The organism is Pseudomonas sp. nanlin1 (genome assembly GCF_045571515.1).
GTDB lineage: Bacteria > Pseudomonadota > Gammaproteobacteria > Pseudomonadales > Pseudomonadaceae > Aquipseudomonas.
On sequence record NZ_CP124218.1, the window covers coordinates 5000709 to 5022720 of the forward strand.

General features: G+C 62.3%; 17 protein-coding genes. 8 read left to right on the forward strand and 9 right to left on the reverse strand.

The features are described 5' to 3' along the window. Positions 1 to 15: 15 nt before the first annotated feature. The 7 genes from pqqF to QCL65_RS23235 all read left to right on the forward strand — a co-directional run bounded on the left by pqqF (position 16) and on the right by QCL65_RS23235 (position 7583). Entirely contained in the window at positions 16 to 2370 is a 2355-nt protein-coding gene (pqqF, locus tag QCL65_RS23205) for a pyrroloquinoline quinone biosynthesis protein PqqF (RefSeq protein ID WP_407313020.1), read from the forward strand. A 154-nt stretch (positions 2371 to 2524) separates the two neighbouring features. Further along, complete coding sequence (pqqA, locus tag QCL65_RS23210) at positions 2525 to 2602, forward strand: pyrroloquinoline quinone precursor peptide PqqA (protein WP_407316993.1); 78 nt, start codon at positions 2525 to 2527, stop codon at positions 2600 to 2602. A gap of 90 nt (positions 2603 to 2692) precedes the next feature. Continuing rightward, the gene (gene pqqB / locus QCL65_RS23215) at positions 2693 to 3604 is read left to right on the forward strand and encodes a pyrroloquinoline quinone biosynthesis protein PqqB (protein ID WP_407313022.1); all 912 of its coding nucleotides are present in this window, start codon (positions 2693 to 2695) and stop codon (positions 3602 to 3604) included. A 9-nt stretch (positions 3605 to 3613) separates the two neighbouring features. Then, the gene (gene pqqC / locus QCL65_RS23220) at positions 3614 to 4369 is read left to right on the forward strand and encodes a pyrroloquinoline-quinone synthase PqqC (RefSeq protein ID WP_407313024.1); all 756 of its coding nucleotides are present in this window, start codon (positions 3614 to 3616) and stop codon (positions 4367 to 4369) included. Further along, positions 4366 to 4641, forward strand: a complete 276-nt coding sequence (gene pqqD / locus QCL65_RS23225) for a pyrroloquinoline quinone biosynthesis peptide chaperone PqqD (protein ID WP_407313026.1) — start codon at positions 4366 to 4368, stop codon at positions 4639 to 4641. Before pqqC ends, pqqD begins: the two co-directional genes overlap by 4 nt. Next, positions 4613 to 5779, forward strand: coding sequence for a pyrroloquinoline quinone biosynthesis protein PqqE (gene pqqE, locus QCL65_RS23230; protein WP_407313028.1), 1167 nt, complete (start codon positions 4613 to 4615; stop codon positions 5777 to 5779). The genes pqqD and pqqE overlap by 29 nt, the downstream gene beginning before the upstream one ends. Then, positions 5745 to 7583, forward strand: a complete 1839-nt coding sequence (locus QCL65_RS23235) for a S9 family peptidase (RefSeq protein WP_407313030.1) — start codon at positions 5745 to 5747, stop codon at positions 7581 to 7583. Before pqqE ends, QCL65_RS23235 begins: the two co-directional genes overlap by 35 nt. 164 nt (positions 7584 to 7747) lie before the next feature. Here the strand turns inward: QCL65_RS23235 and QCL65_RS23240 are convergent, their stop codons facing one another. The 5 genes from QCL65_RS23240 to QCL65_RS23260 all read right to left on the reverse strand — a co-directional run bounded on the left by QCL65_RS23240 (position 7748) and on the right by QCL65_RS23260 (position 12821). Then, positions 7748 to 8464 carry an ABC transporter ATP-binding protein gene (locus QCL65_RS23240; RefSeq protein ID WP_407313032.1) on the reverse strand — a complete coding sequence of 239 codons (717 nt, stop codon included), beginning with the start codon at positions 8462 to 8464 and terminating at the stop codon, positions 7748 to 7750. After that, on the reverse strand, positions 8461 to 9336 hold the full coding sequence (locus QCL65_RS23245) for an ABC transporter ATP-binding protein (RefSeq protein WP_407313034.1): 876 nt from the start codon (positions 9334 to 9336) through the stop codon (positions 8461 to 8463). The genes QCL65_RS23240 and QCL65_RS23245 overlap by 4 nt, the downstream gene beginning before the upstream one ends. Continuing rightward, a complete protein-coding gene (gene livM / locus QCL65_RS23250; RefSeq protein ID WP_407313036.1) occupies positions 9333 to 10616 on the reverse strand; it encodes a high-affinity branched-chain amino acid ABC transporter permease LivM in 1284 nt (427 codons plus the stop codon). The genes QCL65_RS23245 and livM overlap by 4 nt, the downstream gene beginning before the upstream one ends. 2 nt (positions 10617 to 10618) lie before the next feature. After that, the gene (locus QCL65_RS23255) at positions 10619 to 11533 is read right to left on the reverse strand and encodes an ABC transporter permease subunit (protein WP_407313038.1); all 915 of its coding nucleotides are present in this window, start codon (positions 11531 to 11533) and stop codon (positions 10619 to 10621) included. Between the two features lie 151 nt (positions 11534 to 11684). Further along, a complete protein-coding gene (locus tag QCL65_RS23260) occupies positions 11685 to 12821 on the reverse strand; it encodes a branched-chain amino acid ABC transporter substrate-binding protein (protein WP_407313040.1) in 1137 nt (378 codons plus the stop codon). A gap of 485 nt (positions 12822 to 13306) precedes the next feature. On the opposite strand from QCL65_RS23260, the gene pncB reads away from it, so the two are divergent. Further along, positions 13307 to 14503 carry a nicotinate phosphoribosyltransferase gene (gene pncB / locus QCL65_RS23265; RefSeq protein WP_407313042.1) on the forward strand — a complete coding sequence of 399 codons (1197 nt, stop codon included), beginning with the start codon at positions 13307 to 13309 and terminating at the stop codon, positions 14501 to 14503. A 15-nt stretch (positions 14504 to 14518) separates the two neighbouring features. Here pncB and azu read toward each other — a convergent pair whose 3' ends face one another. The 4 genes from azu to QCL65_RS23285 form a co-directional block, all read right to left on the reverse strand. Next, complete coding sequence (gene azu / locus QCL65_RS23270) at positions 14519 to 14968, reverse strand: azurin (RefSeq protein ID WP_407313044.1); 450 nt, start codon at positions 14966 to 14968, stop codon at positions 14519 to 14521. A 91-nt stretch (positions 14969 to 15059) separates the two neighbouring features. Further along, positions 15060 to 15956: a transglutaminase N-terminal domain-containing protein gene (locus QCL65_RS23275; protein ID WP_407313046.1), complete on the reverse strand. Its 897-nt coding sequence runs from the start codon at positions 15954 to 15956 to the stop codon at positions 15060 to 15062. Continuing rightward, positions 15956 to 18442, reverse strand: a complete 2487-nt coding sequence (locus tag QCL65_RS23280; protein ID WP_407313048.1) for a circularly permuted type 2 ATP-grasp protein — start codon at positions 18440 to 18442, stop codon at positions 15956 to 15958. The genes QCL65_RS23275 and QCL65_RS23280 overlap by 1 nt, the downstream gene beginning before the upstream one ends. A gap of 86 nt (positions 18443 to 18528) precedes the next feature. Continuing rightward, the gene (locus QCL65_RS23285) at positions 18529 to 21813 is read right to left on the reverse strand and encodes a DUF2126 domain-containing protein (RefSeq protein ID WP_407313050.1); all 3285 of its coding nucleotides are present in this window, start codon (positions 21811 to 21813) and stop codon (positions 18529 to 18531) included. Positions 21814 to 22012 lie beyond the last annotated feature (199 nt).

Consider the following 22012-nt stretch of genomic DNA (forward strand, 5'->3'; position numbering starts at 1 on the left):
TTGCCAGGGGCCTGCATGCACTCGCTGACACTTGCCAACGGGCTTGAGGTGCGGCTGCACCATGCACCTGGGCTCAAGCGCGCCGCCGCGTTCCTGCGGGTGGCGGTGGGCAGCCACGATGCCCCAACGGCCTGGCCAGGGTTGGCGCACTTTCTCGAGCACTTGTTGTTCTTGGGCACTGAGCGCTTCAGTGGCGATCAAGCACTCATGGCCTTCGTGCAACAACAAGGCGGCCAGATCAACGCCAGCACCCGCGAACGCAACACCGATTTCTTTTTCGAAGTGCCTGCATCTGCCCTGCAAGCAAGCCTGGAACGCCTGTGTGACATGCTCGCTCACGCGCGCCTGGCCCTGCCCGACCAACGCCGCGAACGCGACGTGCTGCATGCCGAGTTCATTGCCTGGCAGAACTCCGCCGAGGCCCATCAGCAGCACTGGCTATTGGCCCCACTGAATGCTCGACACCCCCTGCGGCGCTTTCACGCCGGTAACCGCTATACCCTGCGGGTCGCTGACCCTGGGTTTCAACGAGACTTGGCCGAGTTCTATCGGGCGTTTTATCAAGCCGGCCAGATGACCCTCTGCATAGCCGCGCCTCAGCCCCTGGCAACCCTTGAGCACTATGCCTGCCAAGCCGGCGCCCAGTTACCTGAGGGCACCTTCACTGCACAGCATCCGCCCCCCGCGCTGCTGGGCCCGCCAACTGAAGGCCCTGGCGCTGCATCGCCGTCAGGCCTGAGCCTGGCATTCGCCTGCGAGGGTTTGCCCGCCGGAGCGGACGATGCGCTGGGGATGCTTGCCGCGCACCTACAGTCAAGCCAGGTGGGCGGGCTCCTGGCCGCACTGCGGCAGCAGGGTTGGGCCCAATCGCTAAAGTTGGAAGTGCCCTACCACTTCGCCGATCAAGCCCTGCTCGACCTGCAACTGAACTTGACCCCTGCCGGTAGCGAGCAGCGTGGGCACATCGCGGCGCTGTGCCTGGAGTGGCTGGCTTTTTTTGCCCAGGCAGTCGACCCCAGCAAGCTGCACCAAGAGTACCTACAACTTGAGCAGCGCCGCCTGGCCCGAGCCAGCGCACTGACGCTGGCTCGCCACGGCGCCACAAACCGCGAGCGCGGCGCAGGGCCAGCAGCGTTTCAGGCGATGCTGCAACGCCTGACCCGTGCGAACGTCCTGCATCGATTGCCCGAACTACCCACGCGAACCCCGCAGGCAAACTGGCATTTGCCGCCGCCCAACCCATTTCTGCAGCGCCCCGCCCGTGGGGCCGCCAGGGACGCGCCGCCCAGTGCCATGCACTATGTGCCCCTGGCGGGCAGCCACGAAGCCTGGTTGCAGATCCGCTGGCGGCTTGCGCCCGATACCCCCAGCGGCCTGTTCGAAAGCGCCCAGGCCGAGCTGCAAACCCTGCAAGAGCACGCGCAGCAGGCGGGTGTCGATGTCAGTTTCAGCCACGTACAGCATGACTGGCTGCTGCGCCTGCAAGGCCTGCCCGCGCCGCTGCCTGCCGTGCTGGAACAGGCCTTGGCACGCCTGGCGGCACTGCCATGGCGAGCCGGGCCGGTCGCCCCGGCGCCAGCGCAAATGGCGATTCGCCAACTCCTCGACCGTTTGCCCGGCCATTGCCAGGAGGCCGTTCAAGTCGGCGCAACAACTGGCGGCTGGTCTGCGGCCCAATGGCACGGCCTGGCGTTAGGCGTCGAGCAGCCGCTGCAGGGCCCTTTGAACGCTGTGCTGGCCCAGGCCCCCGGGCGCCCCTATGATTGCTTGCAGGCGCCGCGCCCGTGGCAGGGCAAGGTATGGCAGCAGGTCGAATGCCCAGGCAACGAGCACGCCTTACTGTTGTTTTGCCCAGCGCCCAGCCCCAGCATGGCCGACGAAGCCGCCTGGCGCTTGCTGGCTCAATGGCTGCAGGGCCCGTTCTACCAGCAACTGCGGGTCGAGCGGCAACTGGGCTATGCGGTGTTCAGTGGCGTGCGGCAAATCGCCGGGCGCTGCGGCCTACTGTTCGGGGTGCAGTCGCCCCATGCCAGCCTGGGGCAAATCCTGGGGCATATCGAAGCCTTCATCGCTCGTCTGGGCAGCTGGGTGGAGCAAGCCGATGCGGCCGCCGTTCACGCCCAGGCGCAAACCCTAGCCGCGCGCCTGAGCCTGGATGCCATGGAACTGGCAGACGCTGGCGAGTGGCTCTGGCAAGCGCGCCTGGCAGGCCATCACCCGGCCAATTTGGAGGCTTTGAAACAAGCTGTCGCAAATACGCGACAGGCTGAATTAAGGGCCGCCGTAAGCGCTTTGCAAAGGGCAGACGGTGGCTGGCGCTGCCTCGCCAATGGCCCGCCCGCTGGGCCCCAATGGCATTCGCTGGGCTGATCGTTACACCCCCTGCAATGGCCTTTATCGGAGAATTAACTATTTGGTACAGGTTTTTTTAGTAGGATAGCCTGCTAACTTCTGAACATCTCCCGCGGGGGATGGACTAAAAGTAGACGAACCCACAACCCCGAACCTCGGAAGGAGTTTAACGATGAAGACTTGGACTAAACCCGCTTATACCGACCTGCGCATTGGCTTCGAAGTCACCATGTACTTCGCGAGCCGTTGATCTGTTCGGGCTACACAGCGCCTCGGTCAACGCCGGGGCGTTTTTATTTTCAGCCTTTGGCTTTTTTCTAACGCGACACCCGGGGTTGCCATGTTTGTCCAGATTTTAGGTTCCGCCGCCGGTGGCGGTTTTCCGCAGTGGAACTGCAACTGCGCCAATTGCCGAGGTTTGCGTGATGGCAGCCTGCGCGCCCAGGCCCGCACTCAGTCCTCCATCGCGCTGTCCGACGACGGGGTCAATTGGGTGCTATGCAATGCATCGCCGGACATCCGCGCCCAACTGCAAAGCTTCGCCCCGATGCAACCGGGCCGGGCCCTGCGCGACACCGGCATCGGCGCGATCATTCTGCTCGACAGCCAAATCGACCACACCACCGGCCTGCTCAGCCTGCGCGAAGGTTGCCCACACCCGGTATGGTGCACTGAGATGGTCCATCAAGACCTCACCACGGGCTTCCCGCTGTTCAACATGCTCAGCCATTGGAATGGCGGCCTGACCTGGAACCGTATCGAGCTGCAGGGCAGCTTTACCGTGCCGGCCTGCCCCAACCTGCGCTTCACGCCGTTTCCGTTGCGCAGCGCCGCGCCGCCCTACTCACCGCACCGTTTCGACCCACACCCCGGCGACAACCTGGGCCTGTTCGTCGAAGACCTGAACACCGGCGGCAAATTGTTTTATGCCCCGGGCCTGGGCCAGGTGGATGAAGCCCTGATGGCACGAATGGCCGCGGCCGATTGCCTACTGGTGGACGGCACCCTGTGGGAAGACGACGAGATGCAGCGCCGTGGCGTAGGCACCCGCACCGGCCGCGAAATGGGCCATCTGGCGCAGAATGGCCCCGGCGGCATGCTGGAAGTGCTGGAGCGCCTGCCCAAGCAGCGCAAAGTGCTGATCCACATCAACAACACCAACCCGATACTGGACGAAGACTCCCCCGAGCGCGCTGAATTGCAACGCCGCCAGGTGGAAGTCGCCTTCGACGGTATGAGCATCGAGCTGTAGGAGCCCCTGATGAGCGCCACCTCCCCACTGTCCGTCGCTGAATTCGAGCAGGCCCTGCGCGCCAAGGGTGCCTACTACCACATCTACCACCCTTACCACGTGGCCATGTACGAAGGCCGCGCCAGTCGCGAGCAGATCCAGGGCTGGGTGGCGAATCGGTTTTATTACCAGGTCAACATCCCGCTGAAAGACGCCGCCATCCTGGCGAACTGTCCAGACCGGGAGATACGCCGCGAATGGATACAACGGCTGCTCGACCATGACGGCGCCCCCGGCGAGGACGGCGGCATTGAAGCCTGGCTCCGTCTGGGCCAGGCGGTCGGCCTCGACCCTGAGCAGCTACGCTCTCAGGAACTGGTCTTGCCCGGCGTGCGCTTTGCGGTGGACGCCTACGTGAATTTCGCCCGTCGCGCCAGTTGGCAGGAAGCGGCGAGCAGCTCCTTGACTGAACTGTTCGCCCCGCAGATCCATCAATCGCGCCTGGACAGCTGGCCCCAGCACTACCCCTGGATCGACCCGGCCGGCTACGAGTACTTCCGCACCCGCCTGGGCCAGGCCCGCCGCGACGTGGAACACGGTTTGGCGATCACCCTGCAGCACTACACCACGCGCGAAGGCCAAGAGCGCATGCTGGAGATCCTCCAGTTCAAACTCGATATCCTTTGGAGCATGCTCGACGCCATGAGCATGGCCTACGAACTGGGCCGCCCGCCCTACCACAGCGTTACCGACCAACGTGCCTGGCACAAGGGGATCGCCCTATGAGTCTCGACCTGCAAAGCACACCCCACTGGCGCCAGGGCTACCGCTTTCAATACGAGCCCGCGCAAAAGGGCCACGTGCTGCTCTACCCTGAGGGCATGATCAAGCTTAACGACAGCGCCAGCGCTATTGGCGGGCTGATCGACGGCCAGCGCAGCGTCGCCGCGATCATCAAAGCACTGCAAGCCGAATACGCCGAAGCGCCCGACCTGAGCGAAGACGTCGAGCAATTCATGGAGGTCGCCCGTGCTCAGCACTGGATCGAACTGCGCTGAGGTGGCATTGCCGCCGCGCCCGGAGGTAGGGCTACCGCTCTGGCTATTGGCCGAGCTGACCTACCGCTGCCCGCTGCAATGCCCATATTGCTCCAACCCGCTGGATTTCGCCGCCCAGGGCCAGGAGCTGAGCACCGAACAGTGGTTCAAGGTGTTCCGCGAGGCGCGGGAAATGGGTGCAGCGCAGATTGGCTTTTCCGGCGGCGAACCGTTGGTGCGCCAAGACCTCGCCGAGCTGATCCACGAAGCACGCCGCCTGGGGTTCTATACCAATCTGATCACCTCGGGCATCGGCTTGACCGAGCAGAAAATCGCCGACTTCAAAACGGCCGGCCTGGACCATATTCAGATCAGCTTTCAAGCCAGTGACGAGCAGGTCAACAACCTCTTGGCTGGCTCGAAAAAGGCCTTCCAGCAGAAGCTGGAGATGGCCCGCGCGGTCAAAGCCCATGGCTACCCGATGGTGCTGAACTTTGTCACCCATCGGCACAATATCGACCAGATCGAGCGCATCATCGAGTTGTGCGTGGCCCTGGAAGCCGACTTCGTCGAGCTAGCCACCTGCCAGTTCTATGGCTGGGCCGAGCTGAACCGAGTTGGCTTATTGCCGACCCAGGCCCAACTCACCCGCGCTGAACGCATCACCAACGAGTACCGGGAAAAACTGGCGGCCGCCGGCAACCCCTGCAAGCTGATTTTCGTCACCCCGGACTACTATGAAGAGCGCCCCAAGGCCTGCATGAACGGCTGGGGCAGTATTTTCCTCACCGTCACCCCAGACGGCACCGCGCTGCCGTGCCACGGCGCGCGGCAGATGCCTATCCAGTTCCCCAATGTGCGCGAGCACAGCATGCAACATATTTGGTACGACTCGTTCGGCTTCAACCGCTTTCGTGGTTACGATTGGATGCCCGAGCCGTGCCGCTCTTGCGACGAAAAAGAGAAAGACTTCGGCGGCTGCCGCTGCCAAGCCTTTATGCTCACGGGCGACGCCGCCAATGCCGACCCGGTGTGCAGCAAGTCGGCCGACCACGGGATCATCCTCAAGGCGCGCGAAGAAGCTGAGCACGCTACCCAGACCATCCAGCAACTGGCCTTTCGCAATGAACGAAACTCAAAAATCATCGCCAGAGGCTGAACGGTTTTCAGCCGCCCAAGCTGTCGCGGCGGGCACCGACTTCGCCGAGCTGCAGGTCAATGCCGCTGGCGTATTCTGGAACGAATTCCGCCCAGCCGATGCTGCTTGCCGTGTTTGGCATTGGCAAGGCGGGCAAGCGCACTGCCTCACGCCAGACGGCTTCAGCGTACGCAGCCGCGTATATGAGTACGGCGGCGGCTCGTTTTGCCTTGGGGACGACGCCCTGGTGTTCGTCAACGAAGCCGACCAGCAGCTCTATTGGCAAGACCTGCAAAGCGCCGCGCCCACCCCACTGACCCACGGCACGCGCCGTTACGGTGACCTGCAATGGGCGGCGGGCAGCGTGCTCGCGGTCGAAGAAAGCCAAGGCGAGAGCACCGTCGAACACCGGCTGGTGGCGATCGCCGTGGCCACAGGGGCTCGCCAGGTATTGGCCGAAGGCTGCGACTTCTACGCCGCCCCACGGCTGAGCCCGGACGGCCAACGCCTGGCCTGGATCGAATGGGACCGCCCGCACCAGCCCTGGACCGCCACCCGCTTGCTCTGCGCCACGCGCACGGGGGACGGCTGGGGCCCAGCACGCTGCGTCGCGGGGGCCGAGCACGTCGAGTCACTGCAACAGCCCTGCTTTGATGGGCAGGGCAATCTCTACTGCCTGTCCGACCGCGCGGGCTATTGGCAACCCTGGGGTGAGCAGGCTCAGGGCTGGGCGGCACTGCCCGCCGCGCTAGCAGACCATGCCGGCGCGCCGTGGCAACTGGGTGCCAGCACCTGGCGCCCTTTGGCAAATGGGCATTACCTGGCCAGTTGGCTGGTGGACGGCTTCACCCGATTGGGCCTCGTCGACCCAACGGGTGACACGACCGATTACAGCGCAGGCTTTTGCCGCTTCCGCAGTGTGGCCGTGGACGAGCGCCATATCTACGCTATCGCTGCATCGCCCACTTGCCCCGCTGCGGTGGTCGCGATTGACCGCCAGAGCGCGCAAGCAACGATCCTGACCGGCGGTGAATGCCCGCTGCCGCTGCACCTGATCAGCCAGCCGCAGCCGCTGAGCTACCCCAGTGGCGATGGCCAGGCCTATGGGTTTTTCTACCCGGCGATGAGCGCCGAAGCGCGCCCGCCCTTGCTGGTGTTTATCCACGGTGGGCCGACCTCGGCGTGTTACCCGGTGCTCGACCCGCGCATCCAATACTGGACCCAACGCGGCTTTGCCGTGGCCGACCTGAACTACCGCGGCAGCAGCAGCTACGGCCGCGCTTACCGCCAGGCGCTGCATTTGCGCTGGGGTGAGGTCGATGTCGAAGATGCCTGCGCCGTGGTGGCGCACCTGGCTGAACGCCAATTGATCGACCCGCAACGGGCTTTTATCCGCGGCGGCAGCGCTGGAGGCTATACCACCTTGTGTAGCCTGGCGTTTCGCCAGGTGTTCCGCGCGGGCGCCAGCCTGTATGGCGTCAGTGATCCACTGGCCTTGGCCCGCGCCACGCACAAGTTCGAGGGGGATTACCTGGACTGGCTGATCGGCGACCCCCAGACCGACCGCGCCCGCTACGAAGCCCGCACCCCGCTGTTACATGCGGACCAGATCACAGCGCCGGTAATCTTCTTCCAGGGTGAACTGGACGCAGTAGTCGTGCCCCAGCAAACCCGCGACATGCTGGCGGCCTTAGAGGCCAATGGCGTGGTAGCCGAAGCCCACTTTTACCCCGAAGAACGCCACGGCTTTCGCAACGCCGCCAACCTGGCCCATGCCCTGGAGCACGAGTGGCAGTTTTATCTGCGGGCAATGAATTGCGGGTAGATCAAAAGATCAGTGCCCGTAGGAGGGGGCCTTGCCCCCGAGCTCTTCAGCAGCCCCGTGGTGCCGGCCGAAGATCAAAAGATCGGGGGCAAGCGGAGCGCCGCCCGGCCCCCTCCTACGCAAGCGTACGATGACCGTAGGAGGGGGCCTTGCCCCCGAGCTCTTCAATGCCCGCCTAGATAGGCATTACGCACCTCATCGTTACTGAGCAACTCCTGCCCGGTCCCGGTCAGGCGGATCTCGCCGTTCACCATAACGTAGGCACGGTCCGACAACTTCAGCGCATGGTTGGCGTTCTGCTCCACCAGGAAGATGGTCATCCCCCCCTTGGCCAGTTCACGCAAGGTCGCGAAAATCTGCTTCACCACGATCGGCGCCAACCCCAGCGACGGCTCGTCGAGCAGCAACAGCTTGGGCCGGCTCATCAGCGCGCGGGCGATGGCGAGCATTTGCTGCTCGCCCCCCGACATGGTCATGGCCCGCTGGTTACGCCGCTCTTTCAAGCGCGGAAACAGCTCGAACATGCGTTGCATGTCCTCGGCCGAATGTTTGTCGCCAATGGGGATGGTGCCCATCATCAGGTTCTCTTCCACCGACATGTCCGGGAACACGCGCCGCCCCTCCGGGGACTGGGCGATGCCATTGGAGGCAATGTAGTGAGAGGACTTGCGGGTGATGTCAGTGCCTTGATAGATGATCTGCCCCGAAGTCGCCCGCGGCTGGCCAAAAATCGACATCAACAAGGTCGACTTGCCCGCACCGTTCGAGCCGATCAGGCTGACCGTCTCGCCCTCGTCAATGTGCAACGACACCTGTTTCAGGGCCTGGATCGGCCCGTAGTGCACGTTAAGGCCCTTCAGTTCGAGGATCGGCGTACTCATACCAGTTCCTCCTCGTCGGCGCCCAGGTAGGCGGCAATTACCTTGGGGTCGTTGCGAATCTGCTCGGGCTTACCGGCAGCTATGACGTTGCCGTGGTCGAGCACCACGATTTCATCGGAAATGCTCATCACCATGCCCATGTCGTGTTCGATCAGCACTACGGTCATATCGTGTTCATCGCGCAACAGGCGGATCATCCCGCTCAACGCCTCGGTCTCCTGGGGGTTGAGGCCTGCCGCCGGTTCATCCAGGCAGATCAGTTGCGGGCGCGTGCACATCGCGCGGGCGATTTCCAAACGGCGCTGTTGGCCGTAGGAAAGCTCACCGGCGAGGCGGTTGGCGCAGTCCACCAGGTCAACCACTTCCAACCAATAGAACACCGTGTTCAGCGCGTCCTCCTCGGCTTTGCGGTAACCCTTAGTGTTGAGGATGCCCGCCAGCATGCTGCGGTTGACCCACATGTGCTGCGCCACCAAGAGGTTTTCCACCACGGACATTTCCTTGAACAGGCGAATGTTCTGGAAGGTTCGCGCCAACCCGGCACGGTTGACCAAATGGGTGCCACCAAACATCTTGTAGTACACGCGGCTCAGGAAGCTTTTCGGCGAGACGAAATCCGTGGGTGCGAACGGCTCACCGAGCAGTTGGATAACGTTAGTCCTTTGCCCCCGCGCGTTCAGTTCGATACGCCCGCCAGTGGCCTTGTAAAAACCGGTCAGGCAGTTGAACACCGTGGTCTTGCCCGCGCCGTTGGGCCCGATCAGGGCGAATATGGAGTTGCGCTTAACCTGCAGGCTCACGTCACTGAGCGCCTTGATACCGCCGAAATGCATCATCAAATGCTCGACTGAAAGAATCACTTCAGCGTTCATGGCGCCACTCCTTTACGCGGTTCCACGCCGGTACGGCTAATACGGATCAGCCCGCGGGGCCGCCAGATCATCATCAGCACCATCAATACGCCGAACAACAGCACCCGGTATTCGGAGAAACTGCGCAGCAATTCAGGGGCCACCGTCAGCACGAACGCGGCGATCACCACGCCCATGGTCGAGCCCATACCGCCCAATACCACGATAGCGAGGATCAGCGCCGACTCGAAAAAGGTGAACGAAGTAGGGTTGACGAAGCCCTGGTAGCTGGCAAAAAACACCCCAGCCAGGCCTGCGGTCGAGGCGCCGATGGTGAAGGCGGAAAGCTTGACCAGCACGTGGTTAAGCCCCATGGCACGGCAGGCGATCTCGTCTTCACGCAGGGCTTCCCAGGCACGCCCGATGGGCATGCGGGTGAGCCGATGCTTGACGTACAGCACCGCCATGACCACAAGAAACAGCACGGTGTAGATAAACAGAAATTTCAAGTCAGGGTTGTATTCGAAGCCGAAATACTCGTGGATCGGTATCCCGCCTTCACGGGCACGTCGGCCAAACTCCAGGCCGAAAAACGTCGGCGAAGGCACCGGTACGCCGTTCGGCCCGCCAGTGAACGACAGCCAGTTGTTGAGCACCAGGCGGATGATTTCACCGAAGCCAAGGGTCACGATGGCCAGATAGTCACCGTGCATCCGTAGCACCGGAAAGCCCAAGATGCAGCCGGCTAACGCGGCGGCAATGGCGGCCAGCGGCAGCGCCGACCAGAACCCCAGGCCCAGGTACTGGTAACCCAAGGCTAAACCGTAAGCACCGATGGCATAGAAAGCCACGTAGCCCAGGTCGAGCAGGCCCGCCAGCCCTACCACGATGTTCAGGCCCAGGCCCAGCAACACGTAGATCAGCCCGAGGATCACCACCGTCAGGATGTACTTGTTGGCAAAAATCGGAAACACGATGGCGATAACGATCAACGCCGGGATAATAAAGCGCAGCCGCGACCGGTAACCGGGCGGCAGCACATGCACCCCCGAGCTGGTCTTCTCGAACCCTTGGGCGATCACCTGGCCGCGCGGGGTCTGCAGAAACAAACTGAGCAAAAAGCGCCCGAGCATCACCACCGCAACCAGCCAGGCCACCCGCGTGGGCTGCAAGTTGAAACTGTAGCCGTCGAGCACGATGCCGACGATGGGGCCGAACACGATCAGCGCCAACAGGCCGGCAATGACCGCGTCGATCAGGCTTTTCTTGATATCGATTGGGTTGTTCAGCACTGCAGACATACTTACACCTTCGCCACGAGTGGGCGCCCCAGCAGGCCTTGAGGACGGAAAATCAGAATCAGCACCAGCAGGCCAAAACTGAACACGTCTTTATAATCGGAGTTGACCATCCCGGAGAACTGCGACTCCGCGACACCCAGGATCAACCCACCCAGCATCGCCCCCGGTAACGAGCCAATGCCGCCGAGCACAGCGGCGGTGAACGCTTTGATACCGATGACAAAGCCAGCATAGAAATCGAACGTGCCGTAGTTCATGGTGATCAGCACCCCCGCCAATGCGGCCATGGCCGCACCGATGACGAATACGTAGGAGATCACCCGGTCAGTGTTGATGCCCAGGATAGAGGCCATCTTACGGTCCTGCTGGGTAGCCCGGCACATACGCCCCAGCTTGGTGTACTTGATGATGTAGGTGAGCAATGCCATGCCCGCGAACGCGGCGATCAGGATGAACACCTTGGTGTAGGTGATCTGCACGAACCCCTCACCAATGTTCAGGCGCCAGGCGCCTTCGAGCAGCGTCGGCACCCCTTGCTGACGAGCGCCCTGGCTGATCTGCGCGTAGTTTTGCAGGATCAGCGAGATACCAATAGCGCTGATCAGGGGCGCCAGGCGTGTGGAATTGCGCAGGGGCTTGTACGCCACCCGCTCGATGACAAAGCCGTATACCCCAGTGACCACAATGGTGAACACCAGCGTACCGAGAATAAGAAAAGGGAAGGACTCTAACCCGAAAAACGACAGCACGGCCAAGCCGATGGCTGCGAGGTAGGCGGAGATCATGTACACGTCGCCGTGGGCGAAGTTGATCATGCCGATGATGCCGTAGACCATGGTGTAGCCAATTGCGATCAAACCGTAGACTGACCCAAGCGTCAGTCCGTTGATCATTTGCTGCAGGAAAATTCCGTCCATCTTGCACACTCGCCAGTTCTTCGAGACCGCCCTGCCCCCTGCGCGGCCAAGCCTGGCTTGGCTGCGCCCGGTAAGCAACGGTAGTGGAAAACAGGGCGCACACCACGTGCAGCCCTAACACGGCCGGGCATGAGCCCAGCCTGGCCTCAAGTTACTTTTGTTTTTCCAACTGGCTGTATTTGCCTGTTTTGTCCCACTGGTACATCACATAGTCAGACACCTTGAGGTCACCTTTGCTGTCCCACTCCTTCTTGCCCATGACGGTGTCCACCGGGTGCGCTTTCAGCCATTTGCTGGCGGCGTCGCCCTTGTTGGACTTGGCGCCGTTAAAGCCGGCGGCCAGGGTCTGCACCGAAGCATAGGCGTACAGGGTGTAGCCCTCAGGCTCATAGCCCGACTTGCGGAATTGGTCGACCACCGCTTTGCTGTCTGGCAGCAGGCGCGGGTCGGCGCCGAAGGTCATGTACACGCCGTCGACATACTGGGCGCCGCCTGCGGTAGTGACCAGTTCGTCGGTGACGATACCGTCATCGGACATGAACTTGACGTCCTTGAGGCCCTGCTCGCGCAGCTGGCGAACCAGCGGGCCGGCCTCTGGGTGCAGGCCACCGAAATACACCACGTCGGCGCCCACGGAGCGGATCTTGGTGACCAGGGCGCTGAAGTCTTTCTCGCCACGGGTCAGACCTTCGTACATCACCGGCTTGACGCCGCGCTTGATCAACTGCGCCTGGGTGGCATCGGCCAAGCCTTGGCCGTAGGTGTCTTTGTCGTGGATAACCGCGACTTTTTTGCTTTTGAGCATATCGACGATGTAATCAGCGGCGACGATCCCCTGCTGGTCGTCACGCCCACACATACGAAACATATCCGGCAGCCCACGCTCGGTGACGTTGGGGTTGGTGGAGCCTGGGGTGATCGCGATGATGCCAGCCTCGGAATAGACTTCCGATGCAGGAATGGTCGAGGACGAACAGAAATGACCGACAACGCCGATGACTTTGTCTTGGTCCGCCAAGCGGTTCGCTACCGCTACGGCCTGTTTCGGCTCGCAGGCATCGTCCCCTGCCACCAGAACGATTTTCTCGCCGTTGATACCACCGGCCTTGTTGATCGCGTCGGCCGCCGCTTGGGCACCCTTCATGTACTGTTGGCCGAACGAAGCGTTGGCGCCCGTCATGGGGCCCGCTACGCCAATCTTGACGTCAGCCTGGGCAAACGATGAAACGCCCAGTGCGCTGGCCACGGCGATGGCCAGAAAACCTTTCCTGTAAAACGTCTGCGACATGAGTGGTGCTCCTGAGTTTTTTTGGTTGGCACATCAACTTCAGCCATTGCTCTGAGCAAGCGCCGTGCCATCACGTTTTAACCGCCGCATGCTGCCCCCTCGGTGGCGTTCCAGAGCGGCCGCGCGACCATTCGTTACGCGCGTGCAACCGTCTAAACCAACGAAGGTGCCACCCTTAGTGAATTTAAGTGCAACCTCCACCCCTGTACCTCGCAACCCAGCAAAGAACCACCGTGCAACCCACCTGTAACAACATACGTAACCGAAGTGCACATTCGCAGTGCGCCGTTGCTACATCACGCACCATTTGCGGCTTGCGCCCCATCCCTAACAGACAACGAACAACCACTTGTGCAATTAACAGCCGTATACCCAGGGCTTGGCCCTCACTTGAGCGGCCCCGGATACGAAAAAAAGCTGGCAGAGTGGGCCTTTTGTGTGCGCCACTGGCGGCAATTATTCAGGCAGCTCGATCCGGAGACCCTATGACCGAGAGCGTATTCGCCGACCGCACCGTACAAAACCTGCTCGACACCGACCTCTATAAGCTGAGCATGATGCAGGCCGTCTTGCACAATTACCCCAACGTAGAGGTGGAGTGGGAGTTTCGCTGCCGTAACGCCGAAGACCTGCGGCCTTATCTGGGCGAATTGCGCAAGGAAATCGAACGCCTGTGCGAGCTGAGCCTGGGCGACGAGCAGTTGCAGTTTCTCGAGCGCATCAGTTTCATGAAGCCCGACTTTCTGCGCTTTCTCGGGCTGTTCCGCTTCAACCTGCGCTACCTGCACATGGGTATTGAGGACGACCAGCTGTTTATCCGCCTCAAAGGCCCCTGGCTGCACGTGATTCTGTTTGAAGTGCCGGTGCTGGCGACGGTCAGCGAGGTGCGCAATCGCGCCCGCTACCCCGATGTCCAGGTAAGCCAGGCGCGCGAACAGCTCTACCGCAAGTTCGACTGGCTGGCCGCCAACGCCACTGGCGAAGAACTCAGCGAATTGCAGATCGCCGACTTCGGCACCCGCAGGCGCCTTTCTTACAAGGTTCAGGAAGAAGTCGTCAGGGTCATGAAGGCGGATTTTCCGGCGCGCTTTGTCGGCACCAGCAACGTACACCTGGCGCAAAAATTTGACCTCAAGCCCTTGGGCACCATGGCCCACGAATGGATCATGGCGCACCAGCAATTAGGCCCACGCCTGATCGACAGCCAAATCGCCGCCTTGGATTGCTGGGTGCGCGAGTACCGTGGCCTGCTGGGGATCGCCCTGACCGACTGCATCACCATGGATGCCTTTATCAGCGATTTCGATTTGTACTTCGCCAAGCTGTTCGACGGCTTGCGGCATGACTCGGGCGACCCCATCGTCTGGGCCGAAAAAGCCATCGGCCACTACCAGAAGCTGGGCATCGACCCGATGACCAAAACCCTGGTGTTCTCCGACGGCCTGAGTTTGCCCAAGTCGCTGTCGATCTTCCGCGCGCTACGCGGGCGGATCAATGTGAGCTTTGGCATTGGCACCAACCTCACCTGCGACGTACCAGGGGTGGAGCCCATGAGCATCGTGCTGAAGATGACCGACTGCAACGGCCAGCCGGTGGCGAAAATCTCTGATGAGGCGGCCAAGACGCAATGCCGCGACGAAAACTTCGTCGCGTATTTGCGTCATGTGTTCAAAGTGAAGTGAGCCGCTGCCGGCAGGTCAGTCGACCAAGGTCACTTCGCCTTTCATCAGCGAGCTGTGGCCGGGGAACGAGCAGAAAAACTCATACGCCTCACCGGCCGTGAGTTTGGCGACGTCAAAGGTCACGGAGTCTTTTTCCCCAGCGCCGATGAGCTTGGTGTGGGCAATAATTCTTGCATCGTCAGGCTTGAGGTAGTTTTTATCGACGCCCGCGGCCATGCCATCGCTGCTCACCCCGGCCATGTCGGATTTTTTACTGAGCACCCAGTTATGGCCCATAACGTTCTTCGGCAGGCTGCCGGAATGGGTCAGGTTGACGGTGAAGGTCTTGCACGACTTGCTGATTTCAATGGCTTTGGTATTGAACGTCATTTGATCGGTGGAATCGACATCGACGCTGCATTGGGCAGCCAACGCTTGGCCGCTGGCCAGGGCCAGCATGGATAGCGCTACAGCTTTGACAAACATGGTGAATCTCCGTGGCAGTATTTAACGTTTCGAAGGCACAGTCTAAACGAGTCGGGGCCGCCGGGATTTTCAAAACCCGTGGGTGCCGGCACTAAATTTCATCCAGCGGCATCACGGTCACCTGCACTTCCGGGTCGTGATTACCACCACCCAGGATCACCCCACGCAGGGGCGACACATCGGAAAAGTCGCGGCCCCAGGCCAAGGTGATGTGCTCCAGGGCAGGCTGCACGTTATTGGTGGGGTCGAAGTCGACCCAACCGAACACCGGGCAGAACACCGCCACCCAGGCATGCGAGGCGTCGGCTCCGATCAGCCGGGGTTGCCCAGGCGGCGGCTGGGTCAACAGGTAGCCGCTGACGTAACGCGCCGACAGGCCGCGCGAGCGCAAACAGGCCAACATCAGGTGGGCGAAGTCCTGGCAGACCCCACGGCGGCGCTCCAGCACTTCCACCAACGGCGTGGCCACCTGCGTAGCCTCAGCATCGAAGGTGAACTCACTGAAGATTTTCTCCATCAGCGCCTGTACCCCTTGCAACAGGGGGTAACCGGGCGGGAAACAACTCTCGGAAAAGGCCACGAAGCTCTTTTTCAGGCGCACGTAAGGGGATTCGAAGCGGTACCGACAGGCTTCGATCAACTCTTCGCTCATGGGCTGGCCGGTGTAACACAGCGCGTCGCGGGTGCTGTTCCACGCAGGCGACAACGCGAATTCAACGGGCGGGCGAGGCAACACTTCAACCTTCAGCCGTGCGCATACGTGCAGTTCGTCGTGGGGGCGCTCGAAGGCCAGACGGGTCAACGGGTTGCCGAACACATCCAGCTCGTCCAGGCGGCACGTGGGCTCAGGGGTGATCGTTAACTGGCGCTCCTCGCAGCGTTGCCAAGGGCACGCCCGGGGCCATAAATGCGCCAGCTGCTGGGCGAGGGACACCGGGCTGTCGTAGCAGTACTGGGTGTCGTGAAGAATCTGATAGCGCGCACTCATTAAACGGACACCGTCTGCTGGCTGATATCGTCGACATGGGCAAAATGACGCAAGGCCAGACGGTCGGAGACGTGGGAGCAGGCGCTGGAAATATCCGCCAGCAGCTCGGCCAGCCCCTCCAGTACCGCTCGCACGCTGCCCGCGCCGAACAAGGGATTTTCCAGGGTGCCCAGGTCGAAATGGCCCAATTGCTCGATCATGGCGGCCAGGCCACGCTCACGGGGCGCGCCAAACTCGTCGTTGAGACGGCGCAGGGAGCGCGCCACCAATTTCAGTTGGAACAGCACCGCATGGGGGTTCTGCTCGTCCAGCAGGAGCAGGTCCAGCACTGGGATCAACTGAGGCACGGCCAAGTAACGGGAACGGTAGGTGATGCTACTGTTGCCCAGCTCCAGCAGCCATTCCAGGCCGGCCTGGTCGTTCACCGCCGCACCGTTGAGGAATGCGGCCAGGCTGGTACTGAGAAACTGTAAACGCTCGATACGGCGGCCGATCATCAAGAACCGCCAGCCTTCGTCACGGGTCATGTCGTCCAGGGCAAAGCCCGACAGCGCGGCCAGCGACATCACCAAGCGGTTGAGGAAATCGTGCAGCTCGCCGAAGTCCGGCGTTTCGGTTTCCAGGCTTAAGGCTTCGCGTTGCAGCTCCACCAGGGCCTGCCAGTTTTCCCGCGATAACTTGCCACGCACCTGGGAGGCCGCCCACTGCAAGCGTTGCAGATTGGCGCGCAGGCTGAACGCCCAATCGTCACCCAACAGAGCGGCCAACAGGCGCTCTTGCAACTCGCCTTCTTCGGGCAACAGCAGGAGGTTTTCTGCCAACTTAACCGCCGCGCGCAGGGCCAGCGGGTCATCACCGTCGATGTAGCGGCTGAGGATGATGCGCAACAGCCGCGCGCTGGCGTCGCAACGTTCGCAGTAGCGGCCGAACCAGAACAGGTTTTCCACCACCCGCGACGGCAGGTAGGGGTCGACCCGCACCAGGTCGTGCACGCCGATCGAGCGCTGGGCTCGCCATTGCTCCCCCATTGGGGTGCCCTCGCCCAACACCCAGGTGTCTTTGCTGGCGCCGCCGCGTTGCATCGACACCACTTCGGCGTCGGCCTCGGCAGCCACCCGCGTCAAGCCGCCGGGCAGCAGCCGATAGCCGTCGGCACCGGCCACCGCGAACAAGCGCATGCCGATTGCCCGAGGTTGCAGCTGAGCGCCCTCGGCCTGCCACACCGGCGCATGGGACAGCTGCGCCATCTCCTGTGCGACATAAGCGTAGGGCCGCGCCTGCATGCGCTCAGCCAACGCCTTTAGCGCCGCCGGGTCGAGGTCGCGGCCGAACACCGGGGCGAAGCTTTGTGAAGGGAAAGCCGGTTTGATTAACAGCTCGCCGAGTTTTTCCAACGCTTGGGCCATGACCGGCGGCTCACCGCACCACCAGGTTGCCACCGAAGGCAAAATCAGTTCTTCACCGAACAGGTATTGGCTGATTTTCGGCAGAAAACCCAGCAGCCCAGGCGACTCCAATACGCCGCTGCCCAAGGCGTTGGCCACCAATACGCGGCCCTGGCGCACGGCCTGCAACAGGCCGGGCACGCCCAGGGCGGAATCGGTACGCAGCTCCAGAGGGTCGCAGAAGTCGTCGTCAAGACGGCGCATGATCGCGTGCACCCGCCGCAAGCCGCTCAGGGTCTTGAGGTAGACAGTGGCGTCGCGCACCGTCAAGTCACCGCCTTCGACCAAGGGGTAGCCCAACTGCCGCGCCAGGTATAAGTGTTCGAAATAACTCTCGTTAAAGCGCCCGGGCGTTAGCATCACCACCAACGGGGGCTCGTCGCTGGTCGGGGCCAGGCGGGCCATGGTTTCTTGCAGTGTGCGGAAAAAACTGGCCAGGTGCTGCACTTGCAAATCGCGGTACAGCTCGGGGAACGCGCGGGACACGATCATCCGGTTTTCCAGCGCATAACCCGCACCGGAGGGCGCCTGGGCCCGGTCCGCCGTGACCCACCAACGGCCGTCGGGGGTACGTGCCAAGTCAACCGCGTACAGGTGCAGAAATATGCCGTCCGGTGGCTGGATGCCCTGGCAAGGCCACAGAAAATGGTTATGCCCGTAAACCAGCTCGGCTGGCAACAAGCCTTTAGCGATTAATTCCTGGGGGCCGTAGATGTCAGCCAGTACGGCATTGAGCAACTTGGCCCGTTGGGCAATGCCGGCGGCCAGGTGCTGCCATTCGTCAGCCGCGATCAGATGCGGCAGCAGGTCGAGCTCCCACGGGCGGTCAGCGCCCTTGGGGTCGGCGTAAACGTTATAGGTGATGCCGTTTTCCTGAATCTGCCGCGCCAGCAAAGCCTGGCGCTGGGCCAGCTGGTGCGGGCTGCTGCGCTGCAATTGCTCGAACAGCCGCCGCCAATGCGGGCGCACGGCGCCATTGGCTTCGAGCATTTCGTGGTAGGTACCCGCAGTCAGCGGGTAGCGGTCAAGCAGGTCGGGCATGGAAAGCTCGATAGCAACGTGGATAGGCGGATTATCGCAGGCGACACGGCGCAAGCAACTGCGCCGTGCGCGCCGTACGACCGCGTTCAGGAACGGCGCATATCCAAGGTCATCGGCAATTCATCGTTGACCTGAAGCGCGGCCACCGTCATCGACCCTGGCGTATGCCCGACCCGGAAGAACCGCGCCAAGCGGCGGCTTTCCGCTTCGTTGGCATTGACCGGCAAGGTTTCGTAGTTACGCCCGCCCGGGTGGGCCACGTGGTATTGGCAGCCGCCCAACGAGCGCTGCATCCAGGTGTCGACCAGGTCGAACACCAGCGGCGCATGCACCGCAATATTGGGCTGCAAGCAGTTAGCCGGCTGCCAGGCGCGAAAACGCACCCCGGCGACGAACTCACCCACCCGCCCGGTCGGCTGCAGCGGCACCGGCTGGCCATTGCACGTCAGCACGTAACGCGACGGCGGCAAGCCGGACAATTTGACCTGCAGACGCTCCAGGGACGAGTCGACGTAACGTACCGTACCGCCGGCCGTCCCTTCTTCGCCCAGTACGTGCCAAGGCTCGAGGGCCTGGCGCAGGTTCAACTCGATGCCATTGACCGCGTAATCGCCCACCTTGGGAAAGCGGAACTCCAAGTGCGCGGCAAACCAGTCGGCTTGCATCGGGTAACCGGCGGCCGTCAGCTCGGCGATCACTTCGGCGAAGTCTTGCTCGATAAAGTGCGGCAGCATAAAACGGTCGTGCAGCTCGGTGCCCCAACGGGCCAACTTGGCTGGCGCATAGGGCTGCTTCCAAAAGCGCGCGACCAGGGCCCGCAGCAGCAATTGCTGGGTCAGGCTCATGCGGGCATGGGGCGGCATCTCAAACGCACGCAGCTCCAGCAAACCCAGGCGGCCCGTGGCGCCGTCCGGCGAGTAGAGCTTGTCGATGCAGAACTCGGCACGGTGGGTGTTGCCGGTGACATCGATCAACAAGTTGCGCAGCAAGCGGTCGACCAGCCAGGGCGCGCATTCTTCGCCTGGTTCCGGCATCTGCGAGAACGCGATCTCCAATTCATAGAGCGAATCGTTGCGCGCCTCGTCGACCCGCGGCGCCTGGGAGGTTGGGCCAATGAACAACCCGGAGAACAGGTAGGACAACGACGGGTGATTGTGCCAATAGCTGATCAGGCTGCGCAGCAGGTCGGGGCGACGGAGAAACGGCGAGTCCGCCGGGGTAGCCCCGCCCAGCACAAAGTGGTTGCCGCCACCGGTGCCGGTGTGGCGGCCGTCGATCATGAATTTTTCGGTGGTCAGGCGCGTTTGCCGGGCCTCCTCGTAAAGAAACTCGGTACGCTCCACCAATTCCCGCCAACTGGCCGAAGGCTGCACGTTGACTTCGATAACGCCAGGGTCCGGCGTGACCCGGAAGTTGGACAACCGCGCATCGTGGGGCGGCTCGTAGCCTTCCAGCAATACCGGGCACTGCAATTGCTCGGCACAGGCTTCGATCAGCGTGACTAGTTCGAGATAGTCTTCGACCTTTTCCAGCGGCGGCATGAACACGTACAGACGCCCTTCCCGGGCCTCGGCACAGAGTGCGGTGCGGGTCAGCCAATCGGCCGACTCATCGACCTTCGGTGCTCGCTCCTCGTCGCTGTCGGCCCGTTGATTCTGGGTGGCAGCCTGCTGCTGGTCGAGCCCAGGCAAAGCACCTAGGGTTTGGTTCTGGTCAGTGGGGTGAACGTAGGGGTATTCAGCGGCGGTCACCCACGGCTGCGACGCCAACGGCAAACGGTAACCCAGCGCAGAATCCCCGGGGACCAGGCGACAATGGGCATCGCGCAGGTACCAACGGCCACTTTGCCATTGGTCACCCAGCGCGGTACGGGCCAGAGGCAGTACGTGCCCGACGACCTTGTCTAAACCTTGGGAGAACACCTTGCGCAGGCGTTTGCGCTCCATTTCGTCGCCCAGGCGGGAGTCTTCAGCAGTGACGTTGACCGGCAATGCACCCTCGCGCCAGAGGTAGTAGAAGTTGTCTTCGTAAGCCGGGAAGACGAACCGCGTCGGTAGCTTGAGGGCCTGCGCAACGTGGCTCAGAAAACGCCCGGCCAGCTCGTCAGTGGCGCCGTGGTCACGGGTTTCATCGGCGATCAACGCCGGGTTGCGCCAGATCGGCTGGCCGTCTACCCGCCAGTAGCAATTGAGCGACCAGCGCGGCAGTTGCTCACCCGGGTACCACTTGCCCTGGCCAAAATGCACCAGGCCTTGCGGGGCATAGTGGGCGCGCATGCGCTGGTACAACTCGGTGGACAGGCGACGCTTGGCCTCGCCCAGCGCTGCGGTGTTCCATTCGGCGCCATCGGGGTCGTCAATCGACACAAAGGTTGGCTCGCCGCCCATGGTCAAGCGGACATCGCCGGCCAACAGGTCTGCGTCAATCTGCTCGCCGAGGGTCTCGATGGCTTGCCATTGTTCGTCGGTATAGGGCTTGGTCACCCGCGGCGCTTCCCAGATGCGCTGCACCGACATTTCGTGGCTGAACTCGCACTCGCAGGGTTCCACCAGGCCGGTAATGGGCGCAGCAGAGGAAGGATCCGGGCTACAGGCCAGTGGGATATGGCCTTCGCCGGCAAACAGCCCAGAGGTGGCATCCAGGCCAATCCAGCCCGCACCCGGCAGGTACACCTCGCACCAGGCGTGCAGGTCAGTGAAGTCGACGTCGGTCCCGGACGGGCCGTCCAGCGCCTTCACGTCGGCCGTCAGTTGGATCAAGTAGCCCGACACGAAGCGCGCGGCCAGGCCCAGGTTGCGAAACAGTTGCACCAACAGCCAGGCCGAGTCACGGCACGAGCCTGCGGCGCTGTCCAGGGTGTGCTCGGGGGTTTGCACCCCAGGCTCCATGCGGATCAGGTAGCGGATGTCCTGGCTCAAGCGCTGGTTCAGCGCCACCATGAAGTCCACCGCCGGCAGCGGCGTGCGGTCGATGGAGTCCAGGTAGGCTTTGAACTTTGGTGTCAGCGGCAGCTTTTCCAGATAGGGCGCCAGTTCATGGGCCTCATCGGCGGTGTAGGTGAAGGGAATCTTCTCGGCATAGGGCTCAAGAAAGAAGTCGAACGGGTTGAACACCGCCATTTCGGCGACCAGGTCGACTTCGATGCGCAGTTCCCGGGTTTTTTCCGGGAACACCAACCGCGCCAGGTAATTGCCCTGGGGGTCTTGCTGCCAGTTGATGAAGTGGCCCTGCGGCTCGACTTTCAGCGCATAGGACAGCACCCGCGTGCGGCTATGGGGCGCAGGACGCAGGCGAACGATTTGCGGGCCCAGTTCAACGGCTCGGTCATAACGGTAATGCGTGACATGGTGCAATGCGACATGAATCGACACGGCGTGCCTCCTGCGAGCCTAACGGTACTGAAGCTGCGCAAGACTTATGCCATATGGGCAAATCTGGCGCAGCTTCGCTGACAGCTGCCACCATGGCACCAAAATCATGCAAGGGCGAGTGTTACCCGCGTACGCCTGCACGAAATTCGTTCGCCAATGGCCCCTTGGGGTTCGGCCAGCGCTTTATGTACCGCCGTTG